We start from the raw sequence: 22254 nt of genomic DNA on the forward strand, positions 1-22254 counted from the left end.
GAATATTATGAGGGAGTACATGGCATAAAGTACAGACTATCGGATATTCTCTAAACAAAAAAGGACCGGGCGGTTTTTGCCCGGTTTTTCTTAAATTATATGGAATACGAAAGGTGACAATATTGTGGACAGAGGCAATGGAACAAGATAAACGTGCTAAGATGGTACATATATGTAACCGTGAGCGAGGAATATATCGTGAAAGAAACCCTCATATTTATTGCGATTGCCATGTCTATTTCTGTGTCGTTGCTTATTTTTGCGTGGTTCTCTTTTTTGCGCTACAAAGAACAGGAAGAGAACGTAGTAACCATCGGGCCGGAGTCTTTTGATGCCGTGCTATGGGAGGGAAAAATCAAAGAAGTGATTCACAATGATGCGGTACAAACAGCTGATTTAGATGTTATTGTTTATAGCAAAAGCATTTTTGTCGGGTTTGCTTCCCAAGGCTTCCCGTTTGTAAATATAAACGCGAAAGATATTATCCGGGTTACATATGCAAGAGACAGTGTGTCGATTCAGATGCGTGGAATAAACGGTGAGCCAACCTATGTCAAAATGCGGGGGGGTTCGGAAAAACAACTCTTGAAACTTGCCCGAAAGGCGAAGTTTATTTCTTCGCGAGCGGAAAAAGGGGCAGCAGCCTTTCCTCCTCAATCATAATGAAGAGGAAACATTGATTATGAATAGGAAACATTGTGGGGTGTGCCGTTAGCAGGCGAAGACAGGCAACTTTTTATACAAATTTGTTTAAAAAATATGCTTACAGGTCTTTCCTTGATTTTCAACTATGGTATACTATATTATATAACATGGAAATAAGCAATAAAGCATAATTTTACATCATTTATGTTAAGTTAAGGTATAAACGTTCATTTGGAGGGATGTATTTATGGCTGGAACACCACACTTAAAAATAGAAAATCTCCGCGTATCCATTGATGAAAAGGAAATTCTTACAGGTCTTAACCTTGAGATTAAGGGCGGCGAAGTACACGCGATTATGGGACCGAATGGAACAGGTAAATCCACCCTCGCTTCCTCTTTAATGGGGCACCCGAAATATACAGTTACTGAAGGGTCGGTTACGTTCGATAATGAAGACCTTCTCGATATGGACGTGGATGAGCGCGCTCGCAAAGGGTTGTTCCTTGCTATGCAGTACCCGAGTGAAATTAGCGGGGTAACGAATGCAGATTTCCTGCGCAGTGCACTGAATGCCCGCCAGGAAGAAGGGAAAGATATTTCCCTTATTAAATTCATCCGTCAAATGGATAAACAAATGGAATTTTTAAACATGGATGAATCCTTCTCCCACCGTTATGTAAATGAAGGTTTTTCAGGCGGTGAGAAGAAGCGTAACGAAATTTTACAAATGATGATTCTTAAGCCCCGGATTGCGATTCTTGATGAGATTGACTCCGGCCTTGATATAGATGCGTTAAAAGTTGTAGCAAAAGGTGTCAATGAACTGCGCAGCCCTGAAATGGGTGTACTTATGATTACCCACTATCAACGTCTGCTCAACTACATTAAACCAGACTTCGTCCACGTTATGATGCAGGGCCGAATCGTAAAATCCGGCGGGCCTGAACTCGCTGAGAAGCTTGAAGCGAACGGATATGATTGGGTCAAAGAGGAACTTGGCATTAAGGACGAAACAGTGGGCGCGGAAGCGTAAGGCAGGGGGGAAAGTAATGAGCGTAGAAGCCAATGTGCAATTTGATTTGGACACCATTATTCAATTGTCGAAACAGAGCAGCGAGCCGGCGTGGCTTACACAGCTTCGTGAAGAAGGCCTTGCCGCATACCAGCAGCTTCCGCTTCCTAAATTGGTAAAGACCAAAATTGACAAGTGGAACGTGGACCATTTTATCCCTTTCAAAGAAGAAGCGCCGGTTTCTTCTGTTGATGCGTTTCCGGAGTCATTAACAAATATTCTGCATGAGACCAGCAGGAACCTTCTTGTCCAAAAGCATTCTACTTGTGTGTACACAGATGTTTCAGCATCGCTGAAACATCAGGGTGTGGTGTTTATGCCGCTGCCGCAGGCGGTGCGTGAACACGAGGAGCTTGTTAAAAAATACTTATTCCAGAGTGGATTTGAAAAACATAAAATTACAGCGCTCCACCAAGCGTTATGGAGCGGCGGCGTGTTTGTTTATGTGCCGAAAAATGTGGAAATCAAAGAACCGCTTCAGGTTATTTTCTGGGCGGCTGAAGAGGAGATAGCGGTATTTCCGCATGTTCTGATAGCGGCTGATGTTAATAGTTCAGTAACCATCGTAGAAAATGTGGTCGGTGCCGAGTTTTCCAAACCGAACGTCATTAACAGCATGGTAGAAATTTTTGCGGCGGACGGGGCAAATATCCGCTACTCATCGGTTCGAGATTTATCCGCCAATACAACAGATTATACACACCGGCGGGCGTTGGCAGATAAGGATGCGCGGGTTGAATGGCTGTTAGGCGACATGAACAGCGGAAATACGGTCTCCAATACGACTACCCTGCTTAACGGAAACGGTTCTTCCACTGATTTGAAGTCCGTTGCGGTTGGATCTGGCAGCCAGAAGGAGAATTTTGTGGCCCGTGTTCTCCATATCGGCAGAAATACGGAGAGCAATGTTCTGACTCGCGGTGTAATGCGTGAGGAATCCACCGCTATCTTCAACGGCATTACCGAAATGAAAAAAGGTTGCGAGAAGGCAAACGGCCAGCAAGCGGAAAACATTCTGATGATTGGTGAGCGGGCGCGCGGTGACGCGAATCCGATTCTGCTCATCGATGAAGATGACGTCATGGCCGGCCACGCGGCTTCCGTAGGACCGGTGAATCCGCTGCAGGTATTCTATTTAATGTCGCGCGGGATTAGCCGCCGGGAAGCGGAACGCCTCATCGTTATCGGATTCCTTGCCCCGGTACTTGACCATCTGCCTATTGAGGGTATGCAGAAACGGCTGTTATCGATTATTGAAGGGAAGTTATCCTAATGAATGCAAAAGAAATACGCAAACTGTTCCCGATATTAAATCAGGAGGTAAACGGTCACCCGCTCGTTTATCTCGACAGTGCCGCGACTTCGCAAAAGCCTGTGCAGGTTATTGAAACGATCGAGCGGTATTACCGTGAGTATAACTCGAATGTTCATCGCGGTGTTCATACCCTCGGAACGCGCGCGACCGATGGATATGAAGGGGCGCGGGAAAAAGTTCGTACATTTATAAACGCAAGAGCGATGGAAGAAATCATATTTACACGCGGAACGACCACTTCTCTTAACCTTGTGGCTCAAAGCTACGCTCGCAGCTTTATCGGTGAAGGGGACGAGATTGTGATTACCCAGGTGGAGCATCACAGCAACCTTATCCCCTGGCAGCAAGCGGCAAAAGCAACGGGAGCTACTCTTAAGTATATTCCTCTGCAGGCGGACGGTACGATTACGATTGAAGCGGCTGAACAGACGATTACACCTAATACCAAACTCGTGGCAATGGGATATGTCTCCAACGTCCTTGGCTCCATTAACCCTGTAAAAGAAATCGCCAGGATTGTTCACCGCAACGGGGGAGTTATGGTGGTCGACGCGGCTCAGGCTGCTCCGCATATTAAAGTGGATGTTCAGGATATAGACTGCGATTTCCTTGCTTTCTCCGGGCATAAAATGGCCGGCCCTACCGGTATCGGGGTGTTGTACGGAAAGCAGAGCCTCCTTGAAAAAATGGAACCGGTGGAATACGGCGGTGAAATGATCGATTTTGTGGAGCTGTATGATTCAACGTGGAAAGAGCTGCCGTGGAAATTCGAAGGAGGAACGCCGATTATTGCCGGAGCAATCGGCCTTGGCGCGGCGATTGACTTTATCGAATCCATCGGTTTAGATGAAATACGCGAACATGAACATAAGCTTGTAACATATGCTATGGATGCGATGCGCTCTATTGACGGTATGGTCATATATGGACCGGAAGAGCGCAGCGGACTTGTTACCTTCAATGTAGAAGGGGTTCATCCTCATGATCTCGCTACCGTACTTGATACGGAAGGGATTGCCATTCGTGCCGGTCATCATTGTGCGCAGCCTCTTATGAAATTTTTGAACGCATCGGCCACCGCACGTGCAAGCTTTTATTTGTACAATTCGGAGGAAGATGTAGATGCATTGATTAAAGCATTACTAAAAACAAAGGAGTATTTCGGCAATGTCTTCTCTTGATGATTTATACCGCCGGGTGATTATGGATCATTATCAAAATCCTCGCAACAAAGGAAGTTTTGATGATGATGCGGTCATTATTAATATGAATAATCCAACCTGCGGAGATCGTATTCAACTCCAATTGAAAATCGATAATGGCAAAGTAAGTGATGCCAGATTTACCGGTGAGGGCTGTTCAATCAGCATGGCATCGGCGTCGATGATGACGGACGCAATCAAAGGCTTACCAGTTGATGAAGCATTGAACATGGCTGATGTTTTTTCCCGGATGATGCAGGGAGAAGACGTCGAGGATGAACTTGAAGAGTTGGACTTAGGTGATATTGAAGCCCTGCAGGGTGTATGTAAGTTTCCGGCCCGTATTAAATGCGCGACTCTTGCTTGGAAAGCCATGAAAAAAGGCGTCAGCGAGCAGCCGTACCACGATAAGGCGTAACAACCGCCTTTAGGAGGAGATGCGAAAATGAGCAAAAAAGCACCAGAGTTACAAGAGTATCAATATGGTTTTCACGATAAAGATGTTTCTGTTTTCCGTGCAAAGAAAGGGTTAACCAGGGAAATCGTCGAGGAAATTTCCAAAATTAAAGGCGAAGAACAATGGATGTTAGATTTTCGCCTGAAGGCACTTGAAATTTTCCAGGAGCTTCCGATGCCTGATTGGGGCGGCGATTTGACAGAACTTAATTTTGACAGCATTACCTATTATGTCAAACCTTCTGAAAAACAAGGCCGTGACTGGAACGAGGTGCCGGAAGAAATTAAAAACACGTTTGACCGCCTCGGAATTCCGGAAGCTGAACAAAAATTCCTTGCAGGGGTTTCCGCCCAGTACGAATCCGAAGTTGTATACCATAACATGCAGAAAGATCTTGAGGAAATGGGCGTTATTTTCTGCGATATGGATACGGCTGTTCGCGAATACCCTGAGATTGTCCGCGAATATTTTAGTACAGTGATTCCACCGACAGATAATAAGTTCGCCGCTTTAAACAGCGCGGTATGGTCGGGCGGCAGCTTTATTTATGTGCCGAAAGGGGTAAAGTGCGAGACTCCGCTGCAGGCTTATTTCCGCATTAACTCTGAAAACATGGGTCAATTCGAACGTACGCTGATTATTGCGGACGAAGACAGCTTTGTACACTACGTGGAAGGCTGTACCGCTCCGATTTACAGTACACACTCCCTGCACAGCGCCGTAGTGGAGATTGTGGTGAAGAAACGCGCACGTACCCGGTATACGACGATCCAGAACTGGGCGCCAAACGTCTATAACCTTGTTACAAAACGGGCTGTGGCCGAAGAAGATGCAACCATGGAGTGGATCGACGGAAATATTGGAAGTAAACTTACGATGAAATACCCTGCTGTTGTCATGAAGGGACCACGTGCAAAAGGAGTCGTTATTTCCATCGCGGTTGCAGGAAAAGGGATGCACCAGGATTCCGGCGCAAAAATGATTCACTTAGCACCTGACTGCAGTTCGACCATTGTATCAAAGAGTATCAGCAAGCACGGCGGCAAGACTACGTACCGCGGACTTTCCAGCTTTGGGCGGAAATCCGAAGGTTCTAAGTCTAATATTAAGTGCGACACCATTATTCTTGATAAGCTGTCGACTTCTGACACGATTCCATATAATGAAATTTTAAATAATAACATTACGCTCGAACACGAAGCAACGGTTTCCAAAGTGAGCGAAGAACAGCTCTTCTATCTCATGAGCCGCGGCCTGAAAGAAGACGAAGCAACACAAATGATCATCATGGGCTTCATTGAGCCGTTCACAAAAGAATTACCGATGGAGTATGCTGTAGAAATGAACCGTCTGATCAAGTTTGAAATGGAAGGTTCAATCGGCTAATCCAAGAATGCCAAAAAATAGCCCGTACCACTTTTTAAGTGGATTTCGGGCTATTTTTTGATTCAGTCATCAACTTACCTGTTTCTTTATTTCTTCCTGAAGCGTTGTTTGTGACCGAACGTAAAACCTTAAGAGCGCGGTGCGACAATGGAATGGTCCGTTTTTGATTTTTTTCCGGTTTTTTCTTGCAGGGAAGTAGAGACTGTCCGTGTTACGAAGAAAGGGGAACCTGCCCAAAACATCCGGGTATCTCAATGATGGAGACAGTCGGGCAGAAAGACGTCCCCCTTTCTTCGCAACACTAGGCAGGAACTAATCAAGAAACAGAAACGTTCGCAGATGCATCTCGCTTACGGTTTCTAATACCTTTTTACTGATGGGTATGGTAGGATGAATACATATTATAGAGAGCACATAGGAGTGGATTGCGTACCATGTTGTGGTTACTTTTTATTTTAATCGGAATTGTTGCCGGCGCATTTGGGAGTCTTCTCGGGCTTGGCGGCGGCATTATTCTCGTACCTGCATTGCTTTATCTTACTCCTCTGCTGCTTGGCAATAACGCGATAACTCCTCAGAGTGCAGTTGGAACCTCGCTGATGTTAATTATTATTACGGCGTTTTCCTCTACCCTGAGCTATGCCAAACGCAAACTTATTGATTACCAGAGTGTATTGTGGTTTTTTATCGGAAGTGCACCGGGAGCCGTTATCGGTGCGTATTTAACTCGTTTTTTTAACAAAACTTCGTTTAGTATATACGACGGACTTTTTATGATCCTAATGGTTTTTATGCTGTTTATTCGCAAAAAACTTTCCCAGAAAAATATTCATTGGAAAACAATAAAAACGTACACCGACGAAGCCGGAGACATACATACTTATGGGTATTCTAAAATCTTTGCGGTTGTGGTTGCTTTAATCCTGGGTATTCTATCAAGCTTATTTGGTATTGGCGGGGGCTCGCTTCTTATGCCTGTTCTGCTCGTTTTATTTCGTTTTCCTCCACATATCGCAACCGCTACTTCCATGTGTTTAATCTTTTTTTCGTCCATCGTGGGAAGCATTTCACACATTGTGTATGGGAATGTTATCTGGAAGCTTGTGCTAACCACGGCTCCCGGAGCATGGCTTGGTGGCAAGTTGGGGGCTGCTCTATCTCGCCGATTCACCGGCAATGGACTTGAAACACTCCTTCGTTATGCGCTTTTATTAATAGCATTGCGCATGCTATGGGAAGGAATCATGTAAGGAGGTAAAAATGGCTAAAGAGTTCTTACATATTTTACATACGAATGACCTGCACAGCCACCTCGAAGAAATGAAATACATCACAACCGGGATGAGACGGTTGAGGAATTCCCTCCAGCGACCGAACTCCCATGTTGTTACAGCCGACCTGGGCGACCATATGGACCGCATGCATCTGCAAACCGAAGCCACATGGGGACAGGTGAATATAGAAGTTCTAAACGAAGCAGGGTATGATTTGGCTGCCATTGGCAACAATGAAGGATTAACATTTCCGCGTGAAAAATTGGATTCCCTGTACAACAGGGCTAATTTTAAAGTCCTTTGCGCCAATTTACGTGACCAGCATACAAAAAAACTTCTTCCTGGGGTGCATCCCTGTACGATTGAAAAATACGGGCAAATCACGGTCGGCTGGATTGGTGTAACCGCGCCGTTTACTCACTTTTACGAACTAATGGGCCTGGAGGCGACGGATGTTTTCCAAACGGTGTCGTCCCTCGTAAAGCAGATGCGGCCGCATGTAGACATTGTCGTATTGTTATCCCATGTGGGTTATAATCATGATATAGAGCTTGCCAGCAAAGTGAATGGGATTGATCTAATCCTTGGAGCCCATACCCACACCTACTTGCCGGTCGGAGAATGGGTAAACGGCACACTTATTTGCCAGACGGGCAAATTCGGGGACTATTTCGGCCATGTGCAAATCGAATATGACGTTGAGAAAAAGGTCATTAATACCATGCAGGCCGTCTGTATTCCTTCGAAACAATTTCCCGAAGATAACAGGATTCAGGAAATACTTACTTATTATCACCGTCAATCTGAAACCATTATGCAGGAGGTTGTTGCGGAACTGAACCGGGACGTTCCCGTATCGTGGGAGGAGGAATCCCCGCTTGCAAACCTGCTTGCCCAAGGGCTGCGAAGCTGGGTGGATGCAGAGATTGCCCTTGTTAATTCGGGAACGTTACTTTTTTCCCTGTCAAAGGGCCCTGTCACGCGAAAAGACATGCTTTCTCTCTGTCCACATCCGATTAATCCGTGTAAGATGAAGATAACCGGACAGCAGCTTAAAACCATTCTGGAAGAATCTCTTGAACCTTATATAACAAGGAGACAGATTCGCGGGTTTGGGTTTCGCGGGAAGGTACTTGGGAGAATGAGCCTGGACGGCCTCGACGTTTATTATCACCCAAACCGGCCGACAGGGGAAAAAATTGATAAAATAATAATAGGGGAGCAGTCTATAGATGAGCGTGCTATTTATACAGTCGCCACCATCGATATGTTCACATTCGGCATCGTTTTTCCAACTTTTACGCAGGGGATTGATGTTGAGTTTTACTTGCCCGAATTTCTTCGTGATGTGTTAGAAGTGGAGCTTACGAAACAACGATCGCTTAAAAAATGTACCAGTCAACGCTGGCATCCAGTCATATAGAAACAGAGGGGGCATTTTGATTGAAACTCATTAACGAGATTTACAACTTTTATCGCGATCGCTTTATCGGAGACGAAGAAGATGTAATGGCTATCGTGTTAAGTATCCTACAGGAACAGAATCGGGAAGAAATGCTCCAGTGGATTAATGAAATGCAGGAGAGTGAAATATATCAGATGCTTGGGCTTTATCTGATGGAGATGCTGCGGCTCAAGCTGGCTGAGGAGGGACTTTCCATCCCGCCAATGGGCAGTAAGCCGGAAAGATACCATTAAAACGAATAAGGAACCGATTCATCCCGTATGCATACCCTACTTTTGAGAGCAAGATTTACGGGTAGAGGAGGCTTATCTTAATATGGTTGAAATGAAGCCGTTATGGATGGAAAATCAGCAGGTAGTGGCTATTTCCGTCCAGCTTCCCAAGACAACCCTACTTGTCGTAACTACTGACAAAGGGTATATTATGTGTGGAGCGCTTGATATCTCTTTACTAAATGAAAGACTAGCAAGTCGGAATATTATTGCGGGCCGGGCTGTAGGTGTGCGAACCATTGAAGAGTTATTGGAAGCCCCGCTTGAATCGGTGACAAACACGGCGGAACAATTAGGCATAGTGCCCGGGATGAAGGGAAAGGACGCTATTCTTGCTATGTTATAAAGGGTTCCCTGTTGGGAGCCTTTTTTTCTAAGGGAGAATAATTTTACATTTTTTTCAAAATATAGAAAAAGGCCAGGGGAAAAGAGATGAGACTAATTGCAACCTCCCGCTGTCAACCGGGGATGCTTCTAGCAAAACCGATTTACACTGAGACAGGCTCCGTATTATTGGGGAAGGATGTGGAGCTTACCAGTGGAATCTTAAAGCGGCTAAACCAGATGGGAATTGATACGCTATACATACGTGATAAGGCGACGGAAGATTTACTTGTAGAAGATGTGATCTCAGATGAAACACGGCGGATGGCGCTGCGAACGATTCATGATGGATTTTCGGAAATTGCCCGTTCCGAAGTGAAGTGGCGGACAAGGTTCTCGGGGGAGATCCTGCAGAACTTTCGCGATACGTTTGAGGCTATTCTTAGCGATTTAAAGGCAAACAGAAAAGCTTTGAATTTGTTAACCAATATTTATACATACGATAATTATATTTACTCCCACTCTTTTAATGTTGCGATTTATGCCACCGCGCTTGGCATAGAGCAGGGTTTAACAGACAAGGAACTTAGAGAGCTGGGATTGGGAGCTTTGCTTCATGACATCGGAAAAATGATGATTCCGGGCGAAATTTTGTACAAGCCCGGTAAAGTTACCGACGAAGAATATGAAGTCATTAAAAAGCATGCCGAATACGGGTTTGACATCCTGCGCAACCAGGAAGGGGTTCCCCTGTTATCGGCGCACTGCGCTTTTCAGCACCATGAACGAATGGATGGAAGCGGATATCCCCGCGGGTTAAAAAGTAATGAAATCCATCATTTTGCCAAAATCATGGGTGTGTGCGATGTGTTTGATGCGTTAACGACCCACAGGGTATACCGCAAAGCGATGCTGCCGCACGAAGCGATGGAGATTCTCTACGGAGAATCAAACAAGCACTTTGAAGAAAAGTACGTGCTTGGATTTCGTAAAACTGTTGCGCTGTATCCGATCGGCCTTACCGTTCGCCTCAGTACAGGGGAATTCGGGGTCGTTGTCGACTATAACCGCCAAATCCCGGCTCGTCCGGTTGTCAGGATTTTGAAAAACCCTGATGGAAGCGATGTAGAAGCCTTTTATGAAATTGATTTATCGAAATCATTGCATACGATGATTACGGAATGCGAGACCTTACTATAGATTTCGAAAGATCACGAATTGGAACATTAGATGGAATGAGGAGAAACAATGAACCCGTTAAATAACTATGTAACGAGTACGGAAGATAATGTATACGCGATTAAAAATGTGCCGACAGAGGTTGTTGGAACCGTTTTTGCGAAGGTGAGCCGCAGCCCGAAAAGCTTCCGTGATAATTTATATGATTTGATTAAAGAAGATATGCTCAATCTTCCGGATGTGGATATGATTGCACTGTTTAAACAATCGGCTGCCCATGCCGGCGGATTTATGAAAAAATGGGGCGTAGACTATGGACACTCCAGCATTAAAGAGCATGCGTTTGCCCAATTCTGTATTGAGGGGGTTTCCCGTTGGTTTACGGAAGTGCTCGAAACGGTCCAGGCGGCGAAATGGCTTTCTTTTACGGAATTCAGCCTCCGTTACCAGCGCCCCGAGGACTTTGTTGTACCGAAAGAATTGGACGATTACCCTCAATTAAAAGAACGTTACCTGGCATTTGGAGAGAGATGTTTTGAGAAATATGAAGAGCTTGTCCCGCTTTTTTTCCGCTTAATCAAAGGGAAAAATCCGGACGTGAAGGACGGGACGGCAGAGAAGCTGGCTTATGAGAACGCGCGCAACGTTCTCCCGCTTGCAACCCGATCCAATGTAGCCGTCACCGGGAATGCCCGGGCGATTTCCGATGCGATCGCAGAACTGCTGGCTCATGAGGGATTCAGCCACGAGATTGTGGAAACGGCTCAAAAAATACGCACCCATACGACGGAGGTTCTTCCGTCCTTAATTAGCCATACGGAATCAACGCCTTATCTGCGCTCTTATGCTGCCGCTTTTTATCGCCGCTCAGACATTACGGAAGGGCTTCCTGTATACAGCGGACCCTTTGTCGAAATCAAGGATGATGCAGGCGGTCTGCCTTATCGAAATGACGCAGGGATTACAGTCGGAGACCCGTTCGAAATGAACCGGTTTAGTGAACTGCCATCGGCCTTTCGCGCGTTCGGTAAAATGGTTGCTGTTACTTGTTCCGAAGGCTGCCATCACCAGATGATCCGCCACCGCGGTTTTGACTTCCAGATTCAACTGCCGGACACAAGATACGGTTTGGTTCTGCCGCGGGAAGTGGTGGAGTCGGTGGGGAAACCAGAAGCGGATGCGATTATCGATTCACTGCTTGCCATGCGTAACGAATCCCATGAATTGTATGAACAGTTGTGGTCCGCAGGGTTAAAAGGGGCGGCACCTTATGTCGTGTTAAACGGGAATGCCCGCCGCCTTCCCTTTTATGCGAATATGTACGGACTTGCCCATTTCATCACCCTTCGCAAAGAAGAGTACGCCCAGGATGAAATTCGCAGTGTAGCCACTCAGCTCGAAAATATCTATAAAAAAGAAGAAACCGACCTTGAGGGTTTTGCATGGGATCGACATTTACGTAAATAAGCATTGAACCTGCTCCTGTTTCTTAATCGTTCAGGGGACGGCCGCTCAACACCCGGGCGGTCTTTTTTTTTATGTCCAATCATATTTATGTAACCGGTGGAACGGCGTATAAAAACTGGAAATTAGTAGATGATAACCTGGAGAAGAAGTTCTTTGGAAAGGAATGATACACAGGTGGATCATATTTTGCTAACCCGGTCCCTATTCGGCATGACCATGGCCTTCCATATTATATTTGCCACGCTTGGAGTGGGATTGCCGCTAATGATTATGATTTCGGAAATATGTTATTTGCGCACGAAAGACTCAGATTACGCAACGATGGCGAAACGCTGGACAAAAGGTCTGGGTGTCCTGATAGGGGTAGCCATCCCGTCCGGTACCATCGCAGGTGTTCAGCTCTCAATACTATGGCCTGGTTTTATGAAAGTAGTAGGAGAAGTTATCGCCCTTCCGTTTCAAATCGAGATTTTTGCATTCTTCCTGGAAGCGCTGTTTTTATCCATCTACGTCTATGGAGCGGCTCGCCTTTCATCCAGGATGCGCCTTGTGAGCGTTACATTAGTGGCTATTGGGGCAACACTGTCCGCTGTTCTGATTACCGACGTTCATACGTTTGAGTCAACTCCGCAGGGATTTACAATAAAAAACGGCCAGATTACCGATGTGGATCCGTGGATTGCCTTTTTTAACCCCGGCTTTTTTACAAACGCGCTGCATGTCATATTCTCCGCTTATATGACGGGTGCATTCGTGCTTGCTTCCATTGCTGCTTATCGAATGCTGCAGCACAAGACTTCGCCTAAGGAATATAACTTTTATCAGAAAGCTCTCATGATGACCATTGTCGTTGGTTCGATTTCCTCTTTGCTTACGGCATTAAACGGACACGAAGCCGGACAGGTACTCTACCGGCACAATCCGGAAAGGCTCGCAGCCGGTGAGGGGCTGTTCCGTACAACCGCCTATGCGCCATTGGCACTCGGAGGAATTCCCGACCCGGAAACAGGCACAGTAAAATACGCGATTGAAATTCCCTGGATGTTAAGCTTCCTGGCAAACAACCGTTTTGACACCGTCGTCAAAGGGCTCTATGATTTCCCACGGAACATGTGGCCGCCTTTGTATATCCATTCTATGTTTAACGGCATGGTAATGATTGGCGGGCTCCTGATCTTTTTACCGCTTGTTCCATGGATGCTGAAAAAAATTTACAGGTATGAGAAGTTTCCTCGCTGGGTGCTGTGGTGTTTTGTCCCTTCAGGGATTCTCTCCGTGCTCGCTATTGAATTTGGCTGGATTTACAGCTGTGTCGGCCGTCAACCCTGGACCATTTATCGCATTCAATTGACAAAGCACGCAGCGACAGCGACAGAGAATGTAGGGATTTTCTTTGTCCTGTTTCTTGGAATGTATTTACTCCTGTGTGCCGCAACACTCGTCGTGTTTCGTTACTATTTCAAACGACATCCACTGGCAAGTGAATTAGCCGGGGTTGAAGTCAAAGAATGAAAGGAGGAGTCAGACTGTGACTGCTTCGTGGATTGCTATCACTCTTCTATGGACGTTTATTTTTATTTATTCTATCGGGGGTTCTATTGATTTTGGAGCCGGATTCTGGGCAATGTTGTATGGAATTAAAAAAGATGTGCGGGCTGCTGCGCTTGCCAACAGGTACCTTTCTCCTTCGTGGGAAGTGACAAATGTGTTCCTTGTTCTCATTGTCGTAGCTTTAGTGACATTTTTTCCAAAAGCCCTTTTTACGCTTGGAACGGTCCTGCTTGTGCCGGGAAGCCTTATTTTAATCCTGTTGACACTGCGCAGCGCCTTCATGGTCTATTCTCATGTTGTTAAGAAGTATGATGCGGTCTTGCGTATCATTTCAGGTGTAACCGGGTTGCTGATTCCCGGGCTGTTGATTAGTGTTCTGCCGATTATTCAAGGCGGATTTATTGAAACGGATCCGAATGGTATCCAAAGGCTGCTGCTTGGAAAACTGTTTACTTCTCCCCGGGAGTATGCCTACCTTGGGTTTGGCGTGAGCAGTACGCTTTTTCTTTCCACGATTCTGCTGGCCGATTATGCACGGGTGGCAGGGGACGAATCCAGCTACCGTTTATACAGAAAGCATGCGATTTGGCTCGGACCGACCTCCATTTTTATGGCGTTCTTAATTATTCTAACGTTTAATCAGGAGACTAACTGGCTTCTTGTGAATCTGAACCGGCAGAAGGTATGGTTTGCGTTATCCATCATTGCGTTTGCTATCGGTTATAGTGCCTTATGGTGGCCGGGAAAACACGTAGAAGAGGAAACGGGTGAAACTAAAACAGAAAAAGCTGAAACAGGACAAGACGTAGCTGCGCAGATGAAAACAGGACAAATGAAAGTAGGGAGACCACGGGTAACGGTAGTCAGTGTGATTATTCAGTACGCCATCGCAAGCTACGCGTATGGCTCCGCTCATTTACCGTATGTTGTGTATCCGAATAGTACGATTGAGGCAAGCATAACCAATACGCCGATGCTCCGTTCGCTTCTCTTTTCCTATCTAATAGGGATTGTGATTCTGCTTCCGGGGTTCATTTTCTTCTGGCGGTTGTTTATGAACGACCGCTATGTGACAAATAAATAGGCGGCTGAAGAAATGAACCTCTTCCCTGAATATGATAAGATGGGGAGGATGGAGGTGCACGTTTATGATTGTATTGAAAACGAAAGAGGAAATTTCTTTCATGAGGGAAGCGGGTAAAATACTGGCGGCCTGTCACCGGGAAATTGCCGGGCGAATTAAACCGGGGGTTACGACAGCGGAAATTGACCGGTTTGTGGAGGAGTTTCTGGAAGCGCATGGAGCAAAGCCGGAACAGAAAGGGTATATGGGTTACCCGTATGCGACATGCGCCTCGGTTAATGATGTGATCTGTCACGGTTTTCCAAGCAAAACACCCCTGCAGGAAGGGGATATTGTCACCATTGACATGGTGGTTAATCTAAACGGCTGGCTCGCAGATTCGGCCTGGTCGTATGCGGTAGGCAGCATTTCGGAAGAAGCACAGCGATTGCTTGATGTAACAAAGAAATCACTGTTTCTCGGAATTGAACAGGCGATCGTCGGGAACCGCTTAGGCGATATCTCGCACGCCATACAAACGTATGCCGAATCGAACGGATTTTCCGTCGTGCGCGATTTTACGGGCCATGGAATCGGCCGGGAAATGCATGAAGACCCGTTTGTCCCGCATTTCGGACCTCCCGGCAAAGGTTCGCGACTAAAGGATGGTATGGTGATTACCATTGAGCCGATGCTGAACACCGGCAAGTTCCATACGAAAGTGGATGCGGATGGTTGGACCGCCCGCACGCGGGACCGAAGCTTGTCTGCCCAGTATGAGCATACCATTGCGATTACGGAAGACGGGCCGTTTATTTTGACAGAGTTGTAGGCGGGATTTATGTTTCCCGTAGCCGTACCGGGAGTATAATGTCATTTCGTTTAATGCCTCCTGTCCAGAAAATGGATAAGGAGGTTTTGTTTTTTTCTATGATATAATTTAAAACGAATATGTTGGCTAACTTTTTTTATAAGTCTACAATCAAGGCGGTAAAGATAACTATGAAGAATGCGGAGAGAGTTATCTATAATTTTTTGCAAGAGGCATGCGAGAAGCAGAAAGCAAGTGGACAAACAGAAAAAATTGGATGTACGACAAACGAAGTAGCGGATGCTTTGTCTCTTCAGCGAACCAATGTAAGCGCTGTATTGAATAAGCTTTCTTCAGAAGGAAAGATTGTAAAAATTAAAGGCAAGCCCGTTATTTATACAATGAATTTGTCTGATAGCGGTGAGAATGGAAGTAAGACAGCTGTTACGTTCGATACTTTAATCGGAAATAACGATAGCTTGAAAAAAAGCATCCAGCAGGCGAAAGCTGCAATTTTATATCCTCCCGATGGGTTGCACACTTTGCTGTTGGGTGAAACCGGTGTAGGGAAGACGATGTTTGCTGAGTTGATGTACAAGTTTGCTATAGAAAAGGGTGTCCTTGCCCTGCAGGCGCCGTTTGTTTCTTTTAACTGTGCGGATTATGCGAATAATCCACAGCTGTTGCTGTCTCATCTTTTTGGCAGCAAAAGAGGGGCATTTACCGGAGCTGACAGGGATCGGGAAGGAATCGTTGAAAAAGCAAATGGTGGCATTCTCTTTCTGGATGAAGTTCATCGATTGCCTCCCGAGGCTCAGGAAATGCTGTTTATGTTAATTGACAAGGGGACTTTTACTCCATTGGGTGACATGGATAACAAGAAGCATAGCAAAGTCCTTATTATTTGTGCAACGACGGAAGATGTGGACAGCCATTTATTGACCACCTTTACGCGAAGAATTCCTATGACGATTAGTTTGCCGTCGCTGACCGAACGAACGCTGGAAGAAAGATATGAGTTAATATGCGAGTTTTTTAAGATTGAATCCAGAAGAATCGGCAAAGATATCACAGTCTCAGCCAATGCCTTACGAAGTCTGGCTCTCTATCATTGTGCAGGCAATGTTGGACAATTAAAAAGCGATATACAATTGGGATGTGCCAATGCTTTCCTGAAATGTATCTCGAAAGGAAAAAAAAGAATCGAGGTCCACAGCACCGATTTTTCAAGGGAAGTAAAAGAAGGATTGTTACTCTATAAAAGCAACTGTCAGGTGATCGATAAAATCATAAACGAGGATATGAAATTAAATTTTACGGCCAGAGGCCGGACAACTGAAGTGAGGGCGGATGACTACTCTCTGCCGGGGAGTTTTTACGAGGATATCGAAAAAAGAATTCAGGAGCTTCAGGGACGGGGAATAGAGGAAACAGAAATTACCTTTATTATGGCGTTCGACATTGAAAATTACTTTAAAAAATTTATCAGAAGGTTTGAAAAGGGCGTGAGAAAAGAGGAACTTTCCAAAGTCGTCGACAGTAAAATCATTTCGATCGTCGAAAGCTTTTTAGAGACAGCCTCCAATGAACTTCATAAAGTTTTTTCAAACAAGGTGTTTTATGGCCTTTGTCTCCATTTGAGTTCCAGTATCGAAAGGATTAAGCAAGACAAAAAAATCATTAACCATAATTTGCGGGAAATTATTGAAAAATATCCGGATGAATATGCCTTGGCTCTGCATTTTTCTCATACCATCGAAGATGAATACAAAATAAGGATGCCATTAGATGAAGTTGGCTTTATCGCGATGTTTTTATGCGCAGACGACCCGATGGAAGAAAAAATAAAAAACAAACCTATTGTGGTGGTTGCCATGCACGGAAGAAGTACAGCTTCTTCCATGGCGGAAGTTGCGAATAAGTTAATTGGCGGAGGCAATGTATACGCGTACGATATGGGGCTTGACCAGAAACCAAAGCATGCCTATAAGGAAATTAAGGATTTAATTGTAAAAAATCATCAAGGAGCCGGCGTGTTATTGCTAGTGGACATGGGTTCTCTTGCTATGTTTGGTGAATTCATAAGCGAAGAGACAGGGATACAAATTAAAGTGATCGATATGGTCACAACGATCGTGGTGATTGAATGCGCACGCAAGGCATTAATGGATAAAAACATTCATGAGATCAGTGAAGAAGCAAGGCAATCGCTCGGTTATTTTCATCAAAGCAGCGCAAGCGTAACGGAATCTTTTATCCCAAATAAAGATCATATTATATTAACGATCTGCACAACAGGCGAGGGGAGTGCGATCAAGATAAAGAATATCATTGAGGACAAAGTCGATCTAAGCGAGAAAAACGTCCAGGTTATTCCGGTGGCACTTGAAAGCAAAAAGGACTTGTATACCCGCATTAATAAACTTTCTAAGGAAAGAAAAGTATTGGCGGTTGTGGGGACATTTAATCCTAATATATATGGGCTGCCGTTCATCTCAACTTCGGAGCTTTTTACTGATCCCCAGGTGTCGAGGCTTAAGGAAATTGTCAACGGAGTCCAAACAATTGAAGAACCGGAAGACGGTTTCTATGATGACATATTTGATTCATTGACGGAGAAAGCAACGAATTTGCAGATAAGTGATTTTAAGCCTTTGTTTATGGACTTTTTAACGAGGGTCAAACAAATACTTCATACGGAGTTCGATACCTATAAAGTAGCGGGATTAATTTTGCACCTCGTATGTGCCGTTGAAAGACTGGTGCAGGGAGGAAGAACTCCAGAGTGCCCGTTAAAGACACAAATTCTAAAGAATGATACACAAGCCTTTATGTGTATAAAAATGGTTGTGAAACAAATGGAGAATTTCTACCAAATCACTTTTCCAGATGACGAAATTTGTTTTATTACGATGATTATTGCGGAAATTTCGGAGTGAATTGAACTTGAACGTATAGGGAAGGCATGGATGTGTATAAAATATTTTCGATTTTGCTGTGAGAATTTGTAGATGTGTATAAATATATATTGAATGTGTATACAGATCAAAAAAGACAAAGCTACGGTTTTGTCTTTTTTGATCTGTATACTGCAGCTACCGGATAGCGTAGCGGCGCTAATCAACCTTTCTTTATCGTAGATAAAAAAGTTGGCATGGGTTTTGCGTAATTAGAGAAGTGTCAGGCACATATTAATCTATTAGGAGGTTTCACTATGAAAATTTTACTTGCGTGTTCGTCAGGTATGTCTACAAGTTTACTTGTTTCTAAAATGAGGGAGGCTGCTGAAAACACAGGATTGGATTGTGAAATTTGGGCTGTTTCTCAGGATAAGGCCGAGGAGGAAATGCAAAAAGCGGATGTCCTGTTAATTGGTCCACAAATGAGATTTTTAAAGTCCAAGTTTAAAGGAAAAGCGAAAGAAATCGGGATACCGCTGGATGTGATTGAGCCGATGGCTTATGGAAGATGTGACGGCAAGGCAGTTTTAAATAAAGCTGTACAACTGGTAAACGAATCGTGAGTAGTTATATAAACATTTTTTATAGCGTATAAGAAAGCATACCCTTTCTTATACGCATAAGTGCAACTTATATACAAATGGGGTGTTAGTATGGCAAAAATAACGGATGTGCTGGATAGCTATTTAATGCCAGTTGCCAATAAGTTAAATAACAATGTTTACTTAAGTGTTCTACGGGACTCTTTTATGCTCGCACTGCCGTTAATTATATTTGGTTCCATTTTTGTGGTTATATCAAACTTACCATATTTAGACGTGCTCCTCGGCAAGACAGGGTTGGATCAATTCAAGGCATTATTGGGAGCTGCGCCTGATGCTACTATATCTCTTATGGCCTTATTCACGGTAGCAGGAATTGGATATTATTTAAGCAAACAGTACGAGGTAGAAGCCATCTATGGATCGACTATTGCCATCGCGGCTTTTCTCCTTTTAACACCGTTTATCCTTGACCAGACGGATCCAGTCAAACAGACAATTGCGGGTGTCATTCCGGTTCCCCGATTGGGTGCTAAAGGGATGTTTGTGGGCATTCTTGCCGGCTTCTTGTCCGTTGAAATCTATCGGAAGGTTATCCAAAAAGGCTGGACGATTAAAATGCCGAAAGGTGTTCCGGAAGCCGTTTCAAAATCTTTTAGTTCTTTAATTCCTGCTGTAGTCACTTTAACAGTATTTCTAATCATTCGAATTGCATTTTCCTTCACACCGTGGGGAAATATCCATGACTTTATTTATAATATTATTCAAACGCCGTTGATGGCTCTGGGAAGCAGTTTGCCAGCTACATTGGTTGAGATTTTCTTCATTCAGTTATTCTGGTTTTTTGGTTTGCACGGCCAGATTATTGTCAACTCTGTATTAGACCCAATTTGGCAATCCTTATCTTTAGAGAATTTACAAGCGTTCCAACATGGGGCGACGAAATTACCGCATATTGTAAACAAGCAGTTTATGGATACGTTTACTGTTGGGATGGGCGGGACAGGCATGACCCTGGCGGTTATTGCGACCATCTTTATTGTAGGAAAAAGCAGACAGCTAAAGGATCTGGCTAAGTTAGGAGCCGCACCTGGCATTTTTAATGTGAACGAACCCATTATTTTTGGATTACCGATCGTGCTAAACCCACTCATTATTATCCCATGGATTCTAGCTCCTATGATCGTTACGGCTTTAACCTACTTTGCTATGTCGATTGGATTGGTGCCTTATCCTATAGGTGTTACAGTACCGTGGACCGTTCCTATCTTCTTTAGTGGAATGCTGGCAACAAACTCAATCGCTGGTGGAATTCTACAGCTTGTTAATTTTGCTGTTGTCATGGTTATCTGGCTTCCGTTCGTAATCATTGCTGATCGACAGTACTACCGTTCCGAACAGGAGGAACAAGCAAAGTTAAAACAAAGTGAAATGCAAACACAAAATAAAAGTGAACAACAGGCGGTGCATGAATAATGGATACTACGATTAATGATATTGCATTTCAATTGATTTTGTTTGCCGGTAATGGAAAATCGTTTGCTATGGAGGCAATTCAGGCAGCTAAGAAAGGCGATTTTGAATCCGCGGATAACCTCATAAAAAAAGCCGGAAAAGAATTAGGACAGGCTCATGAGTTTCAAACAAAGTTACTTCAGCAGGAGGCTAACGGGGAAGCCAATCAAATCAATGTCTTTTTAATCCATTCTCAGGATCATCTTATGACAGCTCTTACCCTAAGAGATCTGGCGGTAGAAATCATCGAAATCTACAGAAATAAATAGGAGATAAAGGAGAGATAAGGATGACTGTGCAGTATAAATTTCCCGATGGTTTTTGGTGGGGGAGTGCGGTTTCTGCTACGCAAATAGAAGGCGCTTCCAGAGAAGGTGGAAAGGGATTAAATATATGGGATTACTGGTATGAGAAAGAGCCCGATCGGTTCTTTAATGGAGTCGGCCCCGACACGACCTCTGATTTTTACCACCGCTACAAAGAAGATATTCAATTGATGAAAGAAATCGGTCATAATACATTTCGCTTCTCTATATCATGGTCGCGGTTAATTCCGGATGGAATCGGTGAAATCAACAAGCAAGCCATACAGTTTTATAATGATGTGATAGATGAAATGCTTGCCAATCATATCAAACCATTTGTAAATTTGTACCATTTTGATATGCCGCTTGAAATGCAAAAGCTGGGTGGTTGGGAAAGCAGAGAAGTGGTAGAGGCGTACGCCCGTTATGCGAAAACTTGCTTTACATTGTTTGGCGATAGGGTGAAAAAATGGTTTACACATAACGAACCTATCGTCCCTGTCGAAGGCGGATATTTATATGACTTCCACTATCCGAATATCGTAGATTTTAAAAAAGCCGTTCAGGTCGCTTACCATACAATCATCGCTCATGCGAAAGCCATTAAAGAGTTTAGATCGGTTCAGATTCCCAATGGAAAAATAGGAATTATATTGAATTTAACTCCTTCTTATCCAAGAAGCAGTCATCCGGCAGACATTAAAGCGGCTGAAATTGCTGATTTATTTTTCAACAGAAGTTTTCTGGATCCGGCAGTCAAAGGAAAATATCCTGAAGAATTGATCGCTCTATTAAAAGAGTATGATCAGATGCCAGAGGTTGAAGAGGGAGACCGGGAACTGCTGCAAAGCAATACAGTGGATATACTCGGGGTGAACTATTATCAGCCTAGAAGGGTTAAAGCGAAGTCACATCTTCCTAATCCGGAATCGCCGTTTATGCCGGAGTGGTTTTTCGATAACTATGAAATGCCGGGTAGAAAAATGAATCCTTACCGAGGATGGGAGATTTACGAAAAAGGAATCTATGATATCATGGTTAATATAAAAGAAAATTATGATAATATCGAATCTTTTATTTCCGAAAATGGCATGGGTGTTGAAGGCGAAGAAAGATTTATTCAGGACGACATGATAAACGACGACTACCGCATTCAGTTTGTAAAAGAGCATCTTAAATGGCTGCATAAAGCAATCGAAGAGGGAGCAAATGTTAAAGGATATCACATGTGGACGTTTATGGATAACTGGTCCTGGTCAAATGCGTATAAGAACAGATATGGATTTATTTCAATAGATTTACAGACGCAAAAAAGAACGCCCAAGAAAAGTGCCTACTGGATCAAAGAAACGTCCCAAAATAATGGCTTTACAGAATAGGAGAAGTAAAAAGAGTGAGGATGAAACCGGGCCTGACAGAGATGCAGGATCAGATCCGGTTTTCCAA

Annotated in this window: 20 protein-coding genes; all 20 read left to right on the forward strand. The window is 44.3% G+C overall.

The window, feature by feature from the left end; translation table 11 throughout:
- Nucleotides 1-180 precede the first annotated feature (180 nt).
- A complete protein-coding gene (locus H525_RS0104755) occupies nt 181-663 on the forward strand; it encodes a hypothetical protein (RefSeq protein WP_211236972.1) in 483 nt (160 codons plus the stop codon).
- A 229-nt stretch (nt 664-892) separates the two neighbouring features.
- Nucleotides 893-1681, forward strand: a complete 789-nt coding sequence (gene sufC / locus H525_RS0104760) for a Fe-S cluster assembly ATPase SufC (protein WP_027415256.1) — start codon at nt 893-895, stop codon at nt 1679-1681.
- A 16-nt stretch (nt 1682-1697) separates the two neighbouring features.
- Nucleotides 1698-2993 carry a Fe-S cluster assembly protein SufD gene (gene sufD, locus H525_RS0104765; protein WP_027415257.1) on the forward strand — a complete coding sequence of 432 codons (1296 nt, stop codon included), beginning with the start codon at nt 1698-1700 and terminating at the stop codon, nt 2991-2993.
- Nucleotides 2993-4216 (forward strand): cysteine desulfurase, encoded by a 1224-nt coding sequence (locus H525_RS0104770; protein WP_027415258.1) that lies wholly within the window; start codon nt 2993-2995, stop codon nt 4214-4216. The genes sufD and H525_RS0104770 overlap by 1 nt, the downstream gene beginning before the upstream one ends.
- On the forward strand, nt 4203-4655 hold the full coding sequence (gene sufU, locus H525_RS0104775) for a Fe-S cluster assembly sulfur transfer protein SufU (protein ID WP_027415259.1): 453 nt from the start codon (nt 4203-4205) through the stop codon (nt 4653-4655). The genes H525_RS0104770 and sufU overlap by 14 nt, the downstream gene beginning before the upstream one ends.
- A gap of 27 nt (nt 4656-4682) precedes the next feature.
- Nucleotides 4683-6080 (forward strand): Fe-S cluster assembly protein SufB, encoded by a 1398-nt coding sequence (gene sufB / locus H525_RS0104780; protein WP_027415260.1) that lies wholly within the window; start codon nt 4683-4685, stop codon nt 6078-6080.
- 434 nt (nt 6081-6514) lie between these two features.
- Nucleotides 6515-7330: a sulfite exporter TauE/SafE family protein gene (locus H525_RS0104785; RefSeq protein ID WP_027415261.1), complete on the forward strand. Its 816-nt coding sequence runs from the start codon at nt 6515-6517 to the stop codon at nt 7328-7330.
- Between the two features lie 10 nt (nt 7331-7340).
- A complete protein-coding gene (locus tag H525_RS0104790) occupies nt 7341-8777 on the forward strand; it encodes a bifunctional metallophosphatase/5'-nucleotidase (RefSeq protein WP_027415262.1) in 1437 nt (478 codons plus the stop codon).
- Nucleotides 8778-8797: 20 nt separating this feature from the next.
- A complete protein-coding gene (locus tag H525_RS0104795; protein WP_027415263.1) occupies nt 8798-9052 on the forward strand; it encodes a DUF6154 family protein in 255 nt (84 codons plus the stop codon).
- 82 nt (nt 9053-9134) lie between these two features.
- Nucleotides 9135-9437 carry a YunC family protein gene (locus H525_RS0104800; RefSeq protein WP_027415264.1) on the forward strand — a complete coding sequence of 101 codons (303 nt, stop codon included), beginning with the start codon at nt 9135-9137 and terminating at the stop codon, nt 9435-9437.
- Nucleotides 9438-9523: 86 nt separating this feature from the next.
- On the forward strand, nt 9524-10615 hold the full coding sequence (locus H525_RS0104805; protein ID WP_027415265.1) for an HD-GYP domain-containing protein: 1092 nt from the start codon (nt 9524-9526) through the stop codon (nt 10613-10615).
- A 48-nt stretch (nt 10616-10663) separates the two neighbouring features.
- Nucleotides 10664-12061: an FAD-dependent thymidylate synthase gene (locus tag H525_RS0104810; protein ID WP_027415266.1), complete on the forward strand. Its 1398-nt coding sequence runs from the start codon at nt 10664-10666 to the stop codon at nt 12059-12061.
- 174 nt (nt 12062-12235) lie between these two features.
- Entirely contained in the window at nt 12236-13573 is a 1338-nt protein-coding gene (locus tag H525_RS0104820) for a cytochrome ubiquinol oxidase subunit I (RefSeq protein WP_027415267.1), read from the forward strand.
- Nucleotides 13574-13589: 16 nt separating this feature from the next.
- Nucleotides 13590-14696 carry a cytochrome d ubiquinol oxidase subunit II gene (locus H525_RS0104825; RefSeq protein ID WP_027415268.1) on the forward strand — a complete coding sequence of 369 codons (1107 nt, stop codon included), beginning with the start codon at nt 13590-13592 and terminating at the stop codon, nt 14694-14696.
- Nucleotides 14697-14760: 64 nt separating this feature from the next.
- Entirely contained in the window at nt 14761-15507 is a 747-nt protein-coding gene (gene map, locus H525_RS0104830) for a type I methionyl aminopeptidase (protein WP_027415269.1), read from the forward strand.
- 170 nt (nt 15508-15677) lie between these two features.
- The gene (locus tag H525_RS0104835; RefSeq protein ID WP_027415270.1) at nt 15678-18425 is read left to right on the forward strand and encodes a sigma-54-dependent transcriptional regulator; all 2748 of its coding nucleotides are present in this window, start codon (nt 15678-15680) and stop codon (nt 18423-18425) included.
- A gap of 275 nt (nt 18426-18700) precedes the next feature.
- Nucleotides 18701-19009: a PTS sugar transporter subunit IIB gene (locus tag H525_RS0104840; protein ID WP_027415271.1), complete on the forward strand. Its 309-nt coding sequence runs from the start codon at nt 18701-18703 to the stop codon at nt 19007-19009.
- 90 nt (nt 19010-19099) lie between these two features.
- Nucleotides 19100-20464: a PTS cellobiose transporter subunit IIC gene (celB, locus tag H525_RS0104845; RefSeq protein WP_035100009.1), complete on the forward strand. Its 1365-nt coding sequence runs from the start codon at nt 19100-19102 to the stop codon at nt 20462-20464.
- Entirely contained in the window at nt 20464-20772 is a 309-nt protein-coding gene (locus tag H525_RS0104850; RefSeq protein WP_027415273.1) for a PTS sugar transporter subunit IIA, read from the forward strand. Before celB ends, H525_RS0104850 begins: the two co-directional genes overlap by 1 nt.
- A 20-nt stretch (nt 20773-20792) precedes the next feature.
- Nucleotides 20793-22187 carry a glycoside hydrolase family 1 protein gene (locus H525_RS0104855; RefSeq protein ID WP_027415274.1) on the forward strand — a complete coding sequence of 465 codons (1395 nt, stop codon included), beginning with the start codon at nt 20793-20795 and terminating at the stop codon, nt 22185-22187.
- The last annotated feature ends 67 nt before the right edge of the window (nt 22188-22254 follow it).

The organism is Aneurinibacillus terranovensis DSM 18919, assembly GCF_000430625.1.
Taxonomy (GTDB): domain Bacteria; phylum Bacillota; class Bacilli; order Aneurinibacillales; family Aneurinibacillaceae; genus Aneurinibacillus_B; species Aneurinibacillus_B terranovensis.